This is a genomic window from candidate division KSB1 bacterium, from assembly GCA_022566355.1.
Lineage (GTDB): Bacteria > Zhuqueibacterota > JdFR-76 > JdFR-76 > DREG01 > JADFJB01.
The window spans coordinates 1-12,614 of sequence record JADFJB010000127.1 but is presented as its reverse complement, the minus strand read 5'-3'; the positions used below and the strand labels follow the sequence as shown (position 1 = coordinate 12,614).

Sequence of the window (12,614 nt, the reverse complement as noted above, 5' to 3'; positions counted from 1 at the left end):
CGGATGGTGATTAGCGGTTTGCCGTCAGAAATTGCAACGCTTCGGAAAAGTACCGGAATATCTTGATAATGATAAAAATAGTTGATCGTGAGATCCCACCCTTTCCAGAATTTGGAAAGACGAATGCCGGCGTCAGAATCGGCGAAGAAGCGGTGAGGTCGTTTTACTTGCTGCAGCTCCACAGGAATACCCGGAGGCGCTACAGGTCCGAGGGCCGGCGCTGTGAATGCGAAAGCAGCGCCGGCTTCCGGAATGTCATGATAGGTTCGCTCGGAAATCCAGAGCAGTTGGGCGACAAACGCTCCAACAGGGATTTCCGCATTGACCGCCCACAGCGGGATGCGCGATTCATCGAAATCATCCAAAATAAACTCGCGGAAATCCTGGGGATTGACCACATCCAGCACTTTTAACCCATCGGCTTTGCCCCAGACAATCTGCTGTTTGCCCAGGGTAAGGAAAGAGCGCCCTACAGTTGTTTCCAGGTAAAATTCTCTTAATTCAAAATCGATTCGATCTCCGAGAACAGCGTGTCTGGAAAAATGTGCCACCTCGGATTGAGCACCATCGCCCGGTTCAAGTTTATCGAAAGCGTCGCTACGCAATCGCCCAATGGCAGTGAGGTCAAGACCATGGGATAACGCAATTTCCAGTTCGGGCATGAATAAAACTTCCGCTTTTTGCCCGCTCCATTTATTGGTGCCAAAGGCGGTGCGCTGCTCAACCAGGGCGCTGATCTCAACATGCTGCGTAAACCATTTCCTGAAAGCCGTATAATTTAAATCCTGGGCACTGGCATCTGCCAGAGAAAGGAGTGGCAGGCTGATTAGATAAAACAGAGCTACAATTTTCCTGATAAACATCATGATTATCTCCTTACAAGTTTAGTGTAATTACACGTAATTATCTAAAAAAAGAGTCAGTCGTTGTAAGACTGCTATGCTTTCTGAGCCACGGATATAATGGACGATAAATGCGCTAAAAAAGTCTGATATTTTTGGCTTCCCATCGCTTCGGTAATCTTAGTCTGCGCCTGTTTCCAAAGGGGGAGCGCTTTCTCAAACATCTGTTGGCCGGTTTTTGTTAATACCACATTTCGCACACGTTGATCTTCACCGGGAAGAATGGTTACATACCCTTGCTTTTCCAATGGTTTCAGGTTACGGGTCAAGGTTGTGCGTTCCATGACTAAAAAGTTTGCCATCCGGGTAATCGACAAACTCCCTTTAAGTGAGAGCATTGCCAAAATGGTAAATTGCGTTGCCCGCAGACCGGCCGGGCTTAATATTCGGTCATAAAGTTGGGTAACCGCCCGTGTTGCTTTTCGCAAGTTAAAACAGGCACAATTAGGTAATTCAAATAAATTCGTAATATCTCCTTTCTTATTACGTGAATATACACGTATTTATTTTGTTTGTCAAGTCTTTTTTATTGGAATGGATTTTTTTCTAATGGAAGAGGGTATATAACTACTAATTAGACCTGCGAAAACAAATGTTATAACATTCAGTTTATGAAAATTTATTGGTTTGTAAATAACCAGTTAAACATACAACCCACTCACCTCCCACACAAGAAATAAAAGACATCCAATTTGAGAATTCAACCCTTTTTTTATCAATACTACAATATTAGATGAGGTTTTTTTAAACGGATCTCAAGGATGATGGTTTACAATTTCAAGAATAAACTACAAAGTTGAAACACAAAGGCCAAAAATATGATTTGGTATTCTACAGTGCCCCTATCAAATACATCTCACCGGTTGGCTGCGAAACTCCCCCCTTGGGTTCCAGTGTAACCGCAAACGCGCTGATGTTTTCATCATCGGGAATAGTAGTAAATTCAGAGATGGCGTTGCCGTCAGCATCCGGCGTAAACACCCCGGCGCTAATCGGTTGATTGCCTTTTAGCATCCATAACTGGTAGTCCTTATCTGATGGGATTGCGGCAAGATTAAATCCATAGAACACCGCCTGGATCGAGTTTGCTGAAAAGCGCTTTCCCATTCACCACTTTTTTGTATAAACGCTTGCCGTGCAGAGAATAAAGACGTTCCAGTAATTTTGCTGGCGGCTCATTAAAGTTCACCTTTTCCGGATATTTAACTTGAGTTGAGAAGGCTCTTTTGACTTCAATAGGGAATATTTTTGGTTCACTTAGAAGCCATGACTCGACTTCGTAAACTGCGAAAAATTGAAAAAATTTAGGTTGGTCGACCTTGTCTTCGATATCTTTCTTGGCCCAATCGTATCGTTCTTTGCTATCTTTCAGCTTACTGGGATAAAAGGTCGGTCCATAAAGATCCAATAAAGAAATGACAGCAATAATTTCACTTTTATCAGGGCCGTCCAAATGCATTTTTGCTTTCAAGGGAGCGTCTTTGACTAGCTCCGACCATCCTTCAAAGCGAACAGTTTTAATCCCGATAGGATTCGGCAATTTAGGATCAAGCCATTTTTTCAGAAATTGAGGCAGTGCTTTATTTTCCGTATAACCCTCAACGAAAAGAATAAATCTCATCCCATCTGCTCCAATTCTCCAGATTTGAAAAGAGCCCCCAGCGAGTATTCCTTCAGCCAGTAGTCAAGCTCATCCCCGCTCAAGGTTTTCAGGACCGTTTCACCATCTTGCCATTTCGCAATAGTTGTCGTAGGTCTGGTTGTCACAAAAGCATCTAGAAATTGAGGAGAATGAGTAGTCAGAATCACTTGCGATCTTGTTGATGCTTCTATTGCATATTCCGCGACAATAGGAAGCATCGAGGGATGAAGTCCAGTTTCGGGCTCATCTATTGCGATAACGGGGGCTGGCGATGGGCTTGCCAGAACAGTTAACAGAAACAGAAAGCGAAGGGTTCCATCAGAGAGTTCTGCTGCGGATTGCTCTCGTTTCAGTGATTTCCAACGAATCCGTAATTGAATTCTCTGGTCAGAAGCCGGCGGGAAAACCAACTCTTCAAAATCGTCACCAAATGCTGCCTGCATAGCTGAATTAATATCGTTTTTGAAATCGCGATCACTTGTGTAAAGGGTATGTATAACTGAAATAAGGTTTTGACCGTCTGGATCAACGCGTTTTTCCAAACGAGCAATAGCAGGCTGACGGATAGATGCGTCCTTATTGGTGTGCAAATCGTGATAAACAGCTATCGAAGCCAGTCCGTTTTGGAAAGGTGGAATGAAGTGGTTATTAATAAATGGTCCCGATGCTATGGAAAGGAGGCTTTCTTCATCCGATATAAACTCTTCAAGTGTGGTGAAGGTACGTGCTTTTTCATCAAAAATTACTGCCGTCTTTGCATGCCGTTCCAAAAACTTAAATGGATTCTTTTCCTCACCTCGTCTCACTTTTAGAAAGTTTGTTAAGAGTTCTTTTTCAACCTTATATGAACTTCCCGACCCAAGTCTTACCAATTCAAGATTGTACTGTTCAGGACCTATCTCCCCACCTTCAGGTGTCGTCTCCATGGAAAACTTTATGGAAGTAACAATTCCATCCCAAACTATCGGATCCATTCCACCTAAAGATTGAATGTATTTGCTCAGCTTGCCCTGTGCCGATATGGCAATCAATTCCAGAAAACGTAACAAATTAGATTTACCCGTACCATTAGGACCGATAATAACATTGAGATCACCGGGTAACCAGCAAACATTGCGGAGAGAACGGAAACCTTCAATATTCAATTTCGTAATTTTCATTCTTTGTCTTCCTTTACTTCTGATTATGTTGCCCAACTATTAACAAGTATTGTGATTCCTAAATAACGTGCGTATTTAAGTGTTCTCACAAAGAATCACAAAATCTGTCTTCAAGTTGTCATTAAGTCACTTATTGTCATTGGGTTAATCACAGATAACCACCAATGACTTTTTAATGGCTGCGCAAACATTAAGGACAACAAATACGATTGCTGTTGAAATAATATATAGGAAACGCTGCACTAGACCCGCGAAAACAAATGTTTTAACATTTATTTAATCATAAAACTTATAGTCCGTTGAAAAAACCATATTAAACTTATTATATTCATATTATATGGGGAATTTGTCACATAAAAACGTTCAATTTATAGTGCATATTTTATATCCTTGTTTCATCTTCAAAAACCCAACCACCTCCCACACAAAATAATAAAAGACTTTACATTTGAGAATGCAACACTATTTTTGAAGAATCTAACAATTCCTAAAGGCCAAAAGTTGGATCTGGTTTTCTACAACGCCCCTATCAAATACATTTCCCCGGTTGGCTGCGCAACTCCCCCCTTGGGTTCCAGTGTAACCGCAAACGCGCTGATGTTTTCATCATCGGGAATAGTTGTAAATTCAGAGATGGCGTTGCCGTCCGCATCCGGCGTAAACACCCCGGCGCTGATCGGTTGATTGCCTTTTAGCATCCATAACTGGTAGTCCTTATCCGATGGGATTGCGGCAAGATTAAATCCAAAGAACACGGCTTGATCATTTTCCGGGTCCCAAATCACCTTGCCTCTGGCTTCCGGTGATGGCGGTAAACCATTCAGATCTGCCATTTTTAGTTGCGGCGCCCGCATAATTTGCAGAACGCGTGCTTTGTCGTTTAATTCGGTGCGCAAATTCTGGATCAGTTTTTCGCCGGCTGCCATTCGCGCTGCCAGTAAATCAAGTTCGGATTTAAGGCCGGAAGAATAAGTTGAAAACAGAACAAATAATAAAATGGCGGCAAAGCCTAAACCATATGCCGTGAACTGCCATCGGCGTTTGGCTGAACGAAGTTTTTCGATCAGGGGAAGTCCCACAGATGGTATCTCGGCTGAAGTCGATTTTTCATCCTCAATGGCTGCAAATAGTTTTTCTTTGATGTGAGCTGGCGGCGTTTCCGGCTGTACAGATTGGCCCATTGAGATTGTCACTTCCTGCATCTCTTTGACCAATGTTAGACATTCTTCGCAGTCTTGACGAAGGTGGGCTTCAAACTGCCGTTTTTCATCAGGATCCAAGGAGCCCAAACTATAAGCAGCAGCCAGATCTTTTAATTCATTATGGTCCATTTATCTTCTATCTCAAATCAATTTCTCTTTTAAAATATCGTGTAATTTTTTCATGCCCGATCGAATTCTTGTTTTCACAGTACCTAAAGGTAATTTTAATTCGCCGGCAATTTCTGATTGCGTAAATCCGCTAAAAAAAGCCATTTCAATAAGCTGCTTTTGCTCGCCCGGCAATTCAGCCATTGCCTCGGCAACAGATTTTTGTAAAATAGCTTGTCGTGCCAAATCAAATTGATCATCAGATGATTGATGTGCTTTTACCTGAATCACAGACTCCTCATCCAATTCGGTTGATCTTTGTTTATTGACTTCAAGCTTTCGCAATTTGTCTATGCATTTGTTTCGGCATAATATTGTCATCCATGCAACCGCATTTCCCCGTTCAGTTTTGAATTTATCAGCTTTTTCCCAAACCGACAAAAATAATTCCTGGAGAACATCTTCAGCTGAAGAACGGTCGTGCAATATCTTCAAAGCCAACCCAAACAGCATTGCAGAATGCCTGTCATAGATTATGGAAAAAGCCCATTTTTGTTTATCGGCAATTTCTTGCATCAGTTTTTGATCTGGAAAATCCTGCCGTTCTTTTTGAATCTCTAACTTCACAAAAACCTAGTCTTCTCTTAAAATACGAACCAATAATTGAATTGGATTTTGATTGTAAGTAACTGTTATTAATAATTTCCGATATTCATGGTGAAACAATCCGAGGATATGAAATAGTAGGATCACGAGTGTTTAAATTCAAGAAAAGTTTACTTTATTGATATTCTCTACCACGGCTCAAAATATGAATTGTGAAATAGAAATCCAATCTTACAAGTGTTCTAAAGTGTTAAGAATTATTAATTTCTAACTTAAATTTCTTTAGGCATTTTAGGCACCTCTTGATTTTTGATTAGAAAAGACCTGGCAGGTTTCAAACTCCATGTTTTGATGGATAATAGCTTTTTTAGAAAAAAACCTGCCAGGACTTGGAGTTACACCCAAAATAAATCACTTATTTAACATGAGTTCGACATAAGCTTTCTCTTTGATTGACTCATTATGAGAACTATGCAAAATAATAAACGTCATTTCGACGATGCGAAGCGAGGAGAAATCTTAGAGCTTACAAATCATTTGTTATTCGGATAATAAAGATTTCTCGTCGTAAACTTCTCGAAATGACAGCATAAATGGTAATTTCTTAAAACCTCTAACATAACAATGCGGGTTATGTCGAATTCACGTTATTTAAGATCTCACTTTTCGTTTATTTGCGTCAGACTTTTTTTCACAGTACTATCTGCGAAAAGGTTTTAAAAACTTAAAGGTAAGTATGAAAGTCAATCAAATATTAGAAACATGCCTCTACGTGGATGATTTGGATGCCGCAAAGGATTTTTATACGGTTGTTCTCGGGTTGAAGGTTTATTCCCGTTCCGAGAATAGACATCTATTTTTCCGATGTGGCAATCAGATGCTACTACTTTTCAATCCAGGCGAGACATCTAAAAAGATTACGGAGGTGCCAGTTCATGGGGCAAATGGCCCGGGTCACGTGGCTTTCCAAATTAAAGCATCTGAAATTTCAGCCTGGCGTGATCATCTGAAACAAAATGATGTCGAAATTGAATCTGAAATTGATTGGCCTAAAGGCGGTTATTCCATCTATTTTAGAGATCCGGCAGGTAATAGTCTGGAGTTAGCTTCGGTTGGTATTTGGGGCTAATTTAGACAAATTAGAAATACAAGAAAATGGTGTTGATGGAAAATTTATTAGAAAATAGCACCCCAAAAAATAGTTGTTGGTAGTTAACTCCGTTAGGAGTGAACTATTTTATGACAAATAGCCAATGAGTAAACAGTCGTTTTAAGCCAAAATAATAAATTGGAGAAATTATATGGAATTAAAAAACAAAGTAGCCATTGTCACAGGCGGGAGTAAAGGAATCGGTCGTGCCATAGCAATGGCTTTAGCCAAAGAAGGAACGAATGTTGCAATTTCCGCCAGAGATGGAAAAACCCTGGAGAGAACGGCTGCAGAAGTCAAGGCACAAGGTGTTGATGTTTTCTCATTCACCGGAAATATGAGTGTTGAAGCAGAGATCAAACGGTTCATCGAAGCGACGATAAATCGGTTTGGGCAATTGGATGTACTGATCAACAATGCGGGCGTGGGACTCTTTCATCGGATTGCAGATTTCCCAACAAAAGATTGGGATGAACTATTTCAGTTAAATGTTCGCGGATTATTTATTGCGACAAGAGAATGTCTTCCCCACTTGCATAAAGCCGGCGAATCGGCCGTTGTGAATGTTGTTTCCCTTGCCGGTAAAAATGCCTTTTTGAATGGCGGCGGTTATTCGGCTACAAAGCATGCCGTCCTGGCATTTAGCCGGTGTTTATTTTTGGAAGAACGCGAAAACGGCGTTCGGGTTCTGGCGATTTGTCCAGGTTCGGTAGATACCGATTTTTTTGATGATCGATCCGAAATTTCTAATACCCGGCGACAGAACATGGTGCAGTCAGAAGATGTAGCCGAAAGCATCCTTCATATGCTTAAACTGCCGCAACGAGCAATGGTGAGTGAAATTGATATTCGGCCTACAAACCCGGGAAAATAAGGTTCACTAATATTTTATAACCCCCTATTAATGGTTTCAAAACAAAGATACATTTTCTCTTTTTTTTTATTATCTTTTGTATCTTGTTAATCCTGTCTTTAAAGGTTTTTGAGAATATTTCCGGTTTATTATGATGAACCTAAAAAATAATATTTTGATTCATTCGCTATCCTATATTTCGCTTGAAACGAAGCTGGTAAATCTTTATACTTCCAGAAAGTTCAACTAACTTATCACTAATAATCTTTGAGGATTCAAAATGGTTAAAAAATTTGGGTTGCTGATTTTACTGAGTTCATTGGCTGGTTGCAGCTCTTACGACACTGCCGGCGAAGACAGTATTTCCGGTGAGGATATTAGTCGTCATATCCAGGTGCTTTCATCTGATGAATTTGAAGGGCGTGCTCCATCAAGCCCCGGTGAAGAAAAAACAATTAATTATTTGAAGGCCGAATTTGAAAAACTGGGATTGGAACCCGGAAATGGCGATAGTTATTTTCAAGAGGTTCCCCTGGTAGAAATTACAACCAGTCCAAATGCAAAATTATCGGTTACAGGAAACGGGCAAACGAATTCATTTTCTTATGGAAATGAATATATGGCCTGGACCAAAAGGGTTGTCGGCAACGCTTCAATCAAAAATTCCGAATTGGTTTTTGTCGGCTATGGTACAGTTGCACCCGAATATAATTGGAATGACTACGAAGGAATAGATGTAAAGGGTAAAACCGTGGTGATGCTGGTCAACGACCCTGGTTTCGCCACTCAAAACGACGAATTGTTTAACGGCAATTCCATGACCTATTATGGCCGCTGGACTTATAAATATGAAGAAGCTGCCCGCCAACAAGCTGCCGGTGCAATTGTAATCCATGAAACCAAACCTGCAGGATATCCATGGGAAGTCGTAAGTGGCAGTTGGTCCGGTCCGCAATTTGATCTTGTGAGTGATGACAATAACATGTCGCGCTGTGCAATCGAAGGCTGGGTTACCATCGAAGTGGCAAAAAAGATCTTTGCACAATCCGGCATGGATTTCGAATCTCTCAAATCTAAAGCTGCCCAACCTGGTTTTAAGGCGGTTTCTATGGAATTAACCGCCTCGCTTTCTTTAAGCAATGATATCAAACAATCAACATCAAACAATGTAATTGCGGTTTGGCCGGGAAGCGACCGCAGTGATGAATATGTGTTTTATATGGCGCACTGGGACCACCTGGGACGAGATCCCAATTTAGAAGGAGACCAGATCTATAACGGCGCTTTTGATAATGCCACAGGCACTGCCGGTTTAATCGAATTGGCTGAAGCCTATACCAAACTTTCGAGTCGGCCATCCCGATCGATTGTATTTCTGGCCGTCACTGCAGAAGAACAGGGATTGCTGGGTTCCAAATTCTATGCAACGAATCCGATCTATCCTTACAATAAAACCGTGGCAGCCTTAAACATGGACGGATTGAACGTATTAGGAAAAATGAAGGATATCACCATCGTGGGTTATGGTAATTCCGAGCTTGATGATTACCTGGCTGCAGCTGCAAAAGAACAAAACCGTACGGTCATTCCCGATCCTTCACCGGAGAAGGGTTACTTTTATCGCTCCGATCATTTCAGTTTCGCCAAAGAAGGCATTCCTGCTTTGTATACCGATCAAGGAATGGATCATGTTGAACATGGCAAGGAATGGACTGAAGAACAACTCAATGACTATCTTGAAAATCGCTACCATAAACCGGCGGATGAGTTTAATCCGGAATGGGATTTTTCCGGTGCAGTCGACGATTTGAGGTTGTTGTTCAAAGTCGGTTATCGTTTGGCGAATGAATCGACTTTCCCGAATTGGCGTGAGGGTAATGAATTCAAAGCCAAGCGTGATGCTGATATGGCAGGAGAAGGGAAATAACAGGACAGGATTAACAGGATTTGTTATTTGAAAAAATAATATAGCCACGGATTCGCATGGATAAAACACAAGTTTTAATAAATGGAGCTTCAAAATCACTTTTTCAAACTTAAAATATTTCGACAAATTGCATATTGCATGTAATGATTTTTGATTTTTTTCTAAAGGTTTCATCCGTGGCAATCAGTGAAAATCTGTGGCTAAATTATTTGGTTGCGGCCAAGACCGCACTGTGTTAATCGACTAAATTGTTTTAATGAATAAAAGTATCAAAGTATTTGCACCTGCATCGGTTGGTAATGTTGCTTGTGGATTTGATGTTTTCGGATTTGCCATCGATAAACCCGGTGATGAAGTCATTGCTAAACTTATAGACAAACCTTCAGTTACAATTTCCAAAATTTCCGGCGATCAAGGGAAACTGCCTCTTGATCCCGATAAAAATACGGCAAGTGTTGCAATAACCCAATTTCTGAAACAGTGCAATTCCAAACAAGGAATCGACATTGAATTGCACAAAAAAATGCCCCTGGGTAGTGGATTGGGTTCAAGCGCTGCAAGCGCCGTCGCTGGTGTTGTAGCAGCCAATGAGCTATTAGGGAATCCCCTTTCGACAAAGGAGTTGCTGCCGTTTGCAATTGCAGGTGAGCGGGTTGCGAGTGGTTCTGTACATGCAGACAATGTGGCGCCATCTCTTCTGGGTGGATTCATATTAATCAGAAGCTATGATCCCCTGGACATCATTCCAATATCGACGCCACCAGATCTGGTCTGCACGGTTGTTCATCCCCAAATTGAAATTCGTACGGAAGAAGCGCGCAAAATTTTGCCGCATCAAATCCCATTAAAAAGCGCGATCCAACAATGGGGCAATACCGCCGGACTCATTGCCGGAATGTTGAACTCCGATTATGACCTGATCGGACGTTCCCTGCAGGATGTGGTTGTCGAGCCGGTGCGGGCCAGTTTGATCCCCGGTTTTTACAAAGTGAAAAAAGCCGCATTGGAAGCAGGTGCACTTGGATGCAGCATTTCAGGCGCCGGCCCTTCCCTGTTTGCTTTGAGTTCCGAATTCGCTGTGGCTGAAAAAATAGGATCGGCTATGCAGAATGTGTTTACAAAAGAAAACATTGAAAGTGATGTTTATATCTCTAAAATAAATTGTGAAGGTGCAAAAGTAATTGGATGATAGATTCTTGTCATTCTTGACACCAAGAGATTCTTCTCTACGCTCAGAATGACATTAAGAGTTTTTAGGCAAAAATGAACTGAAGAATACTTAGTGTCCGAACAAATAATACGCATTCTATCATTCCCGCATGCTTTCAGGCTGTCCGAGAACTACCAAAATGTCATCCCCGAATGACAGATTAGGAAACCATGGTTGTCTCGTTTTCGTTCAGACACTATTTATAAATTCGACCATAGAAAAATTAATACAATGATTAAGATGGTTTGATTATGGTTTTTTGAAATTGGGATTTATTTATTATTTATTATTTATTATTTGAGATTTGCAAATTGTTATGAAATGGTATAGCACAAACCACAAAAGTCCCCTGACCTCATTACACGATGCCGTCCTGCAAGGACTCGCCCCGGACGGCGGCTTGTATTTGCCAACGGAAATCCCCTCTTTTTCTTTGAACTTTATCGAACATTTGCATTCAATGTCCATTCAAGAAATCGCGTTTGAAGTGGCAAGACAATTCACCAAACAGGAAATCACAAAAGCCGTTCTTGAAGAAATCATCGATTGTGCCATCACGTTCGATGCACCGCTTGCCAAAATTGAAGATGAAGTGTACTCATTGGAACTTTTTCATGGACCTACCCTGGCATTTAAGGATTTTGGCGCCCGGTTTATGGCAAGACTGATGGCCCACTTTGTGCAAAATTTAGATCGAGAGTTGACTGTCCTCGTCGCCACATCCGGAGATACCGGCAGCGCAGTTGCCCATGGATTTATGGATATCGATGGCATTCGCGTTGTCCTGCTTTATCCAAGCGGCAGGGTAAGTAAAATACAAGAGCAGCAATTGACAACCCTGGGTGGTAATGTAACGGCTGTGGAGCTTGATGGTACCTTTGATGATTGTCAGAAACTGGTAAAACAAGCAGCCACAAACAGCGAAGTGCTCAAAAAACTAAATTTAACTTCAGCCAACTCGATCAATATAGCAAGGTTGATTCCACAAATATTTTACTATTTTCGCGGCGTGGGTCAATTGCAGCAGGAGTACCATAATTTAGTTATTTCTGTTCCGAGTGGTAACTTCGGCAACCTGACCGCCGGAATCCTTGCAAAAAAAATGGGGCTGTCAATCCAAAAATTTATCGCAGCTACAAATATCAATGATATTGTCCCAAAGTACCTGGAAAGCGGCATTTACGAACCCAAACCCTCCATTGAGACGATAGCCAACGCCATGGATGTTGGCAATCCCAGTAACTTCGCCAGGATACTGGAACTGTATGATCACTCAGTCGATAAAATTCGAAAGGATATTTGCGGTGCTCATTTTACAGACGATCAAATTCGTGATACAATTCATGAAGTTTTTGAAGCCACCGGAACCATTTTAGATCCACACGGTGCAATCGGTTATATGGGATTGATAAATTTTATAAAAAATAGCTCTATTCCCCGAACCGGTATTTTCCTGGCAACCGCACATCCGGCTAAATTTTGGGATCACGTTTATCCCATCGTTGGTGACCAACTTCAAATGCCTGATTCACTTCAACAAGCTCTGGATAAAGAAAAGCAATCTATTCTCATGGAGAATGATTTCGAACAATTCAAAGAATTATTACTTAACTTGATCTATTCATAACGCAGCAAACATTTCTGGACAGGATAAACAGGATTTTCAGGATAAAAATCCAGTATATCTTGTTAATCCAGTCAAAAAAATAATGTCTACTAAAAAAGATAGTTCAAAAAAAAATGATTGAATGAATCAATTCATGAAAAAGCCAGCATTATTTTTACTTACATTTCTATTCACATTCCCATCCGTTTCACAAAACAATCCCCATCTCTTTAATTGGAAAATTGGTG

The 12,614-nt window shown here is 41.1% G+C and carries 12 protein-coding genes; 5 read left to right on the top strand and 7 right to left on the bottom strand.

Features of this window, described 5'->3' with window-relative positions:
* The 7 genes from IIC38_17295 to IIC38_17265 form a co-directional block, all read right to left on the bottom strand.
* The coding region (locus IIC38_17295) for a hypothetical protein (protein MCH8127689.1) at positions 1-866 on the bottom strand (866 nt) is incomplete at its 3' end.
* Positions 867-937: 71 nt separating this feature from the next.
* Entirely contained in the window at positions 938-1,372 is a 435-nt protein-coding gene (locus tag IIC38_17290) for a winged helix-turn-helix transcriptional regulator (protein MCH8127688.1), read from the bottom strand.
* A gap of 361 nt (positions 1,373-1,733) precedes the next feature.
* Positions 1,734-2,009 (bottom strand): anti-sigma factor, encoded by a 276-nt coding sequence (locus IIC38_17285; protein ID MCH8127687.1) that lies wholly within the window; start codon positions 2,007-2,009, stop codon positions 1,734-1,736.
* Positions 1,957-2,523: a DUF4276 family protein gene (locus IIC38_17280; GenBank protein ID MCH8127686.1), complete on the bottom strand. Its 567-nt coding sequence runs from the start codon at positions 2,521-2,523 to the stop codon at positions 1,957-1,959. The genes IIC38_17285 and IIC38_17280 overlap by 53 nt, the downstream gene beginning before the upstream one ends.
* Complete coding sequence (locus IIC38_17275; protein ID MCH8127685.1) at positions 2,520-3,704, bottom strand: AAA family ATPase; 1,185 nt, start codon at positions 3,702-3,704, stop codon at positions 2,520-2,522. Before IIC38_17275 ends, IIC38_17280 begins: the two co-directional genes overlap by 4 nt.
* 515 nt (positions 3,705-4,219) lie before the next feature.
* Positions 4,220-5,035, bottom strand: a complete 816-nt coding sequence (locus IIC38_17270) for an anti-sigma factor (protein MCH8127684.1) — start codon at positions 5,033-5,035, stop codon at positions 4,220-4,222.
* 12 nt (positions 5,036-5,047) lie between these two features.
* Positions 5,048-5,641, bottom strand: a complete 594-nt coding sequence (locus IIC38_17265; GenBank protein MCH8127683.1) for a sigma-70 family RNA polymerase sigma factor — start codon at positions 5,639-5,641, stop codon at positions 5,048-5,050.
* Positions 5,642-6,356: 715 nt separating this feature from the next.
* On the opposite strand from IIC38_17265, the gene IIC38_17260 reads away from it, so the two are divergent.
* The 5 genes from IIC38_17260 (at position 6,357) to thrC (ending at position 12,387) form a co-directional block, all read left to right on the top strand.
* Positions 6,357-6,749 (top strand): VOC family protein, encoded by a 393-nt coding sequence (locus IIC38_17260; protein MCH8127682.1) that lies wholly within the window; start codon positions 6,357-6,359, stop codon positions 6,747-6,749.
* 172 nt (positions 6,750-6,921) lie between these two features.
* Entirely contained in the window at positions 6,922-7,644 is a 723-nt protein-coding gene (locus IIC38_17255) for an SDR family NAD(P)-dependent oxidoreductase (protein ID MCH8127681.1), read from the top strand.
* 259 nt (positions 7,645-7,903) lie between these two features.
* On the top strand, positions 7,904-9,550 hold the full coding sequence (locus IIC38_17250) for a M28 family peptidase (GenBank protein ID MCH8127680.1): 1,647 nt from the start codon (positions 7,904-7,906) through the stop codon (positions 9,548-9,550).
* A 256-nt stretch (positions 9,551-9,806) separates the two neighbouring features.
* Positions 9,807-10,739 carry a homoserine kinase gene (locus tag IIC38_17245; protein MCH8127679.1) on the top strand — a complete coding sequence of 311 codons (933 nt, stop codon included), beginning with the start codon at positions 9,807-9,809 and terminating at the stop codon, positions 10,737-10,739.
* Positions 10,740-11,076: 337 nt separating this feature from the next.
* Positions 11,077-12,387: a threonine synthase gene (gene thrC, locus IIC38_17240; GenBank protein MCH8127678.1), complete on the top strand. Its 1,311-nt coding sequence runs from the start codon at positions 11,077-11,079 to the stop codon at positions 12,385-12,387.
* Positions 12,388-12,614: the final 227 nt, after the last annotated feature.

Bases quoted from the DNA above. Each gene is read 5' to 3' on its own strand.
- IIC38_17285 (MCH8127687.1), bottom strand. From the start codon at position 2,009: ATGGGAAAGCGCTTTTCAGCAAACTCGATCCAGGCGGTGTTCTATGGA.
- IIC38_17280 (MCH8127686.1), bottom strand. From the start codon at position 2,523: ATGAGATTTATTCTTTTCGTTGAGGGTTATACGGAAAATAAAGCACTG.
- IIC38_17275 (MCH8127685.1), bottom strand. From the start codon at position 3,704: ATGAAAATTACGAAATTGAATATTGAAGGTTTCCGTTCTCTCCGCAAT.
- IIC38_17270 (MCH8127684.1), bottom strand. From the start codon at position 5,035: ATGGACCATAATGAATTAAAAGATCTGGCTGCTGCTTATAGTTTGGGC.
- IIC38_17260 (MCH8127682.1), top strand. From the start codon at position 6,357: ATGAAAGTCAATCAAATATTAGAAACATGCCTCTACGTGGATGATTTG.
- IIC38_17255 (MCH8127681.1), top strand. From the start codon at position 6,922: ATGGAATTAAAAAACAAAGTAGCCATTGTCACAGGCGGGAGTAAAGGA.
- IIC38_17250 (MCH8127680.1), top strand. From the start codon at position 7,904: ATGGTTAAAAAATTTGGGTTGCTGATTTTACTGAGTTCATTGGCTGGT.
- IIC38_17245 (MCH8127679.1), top strand. From the start codon at position 9,807: ATGAATAAAAGTATCAAAGTATTTGCACCTGCATCGGTTGGTAATGTT.
- thrC (MCH8127678.1), top strand. From the start codon at position 11,077: ATGAAATGGTATAGCACAAACCACAAAAGTCCCCTGACCTCATTACAC.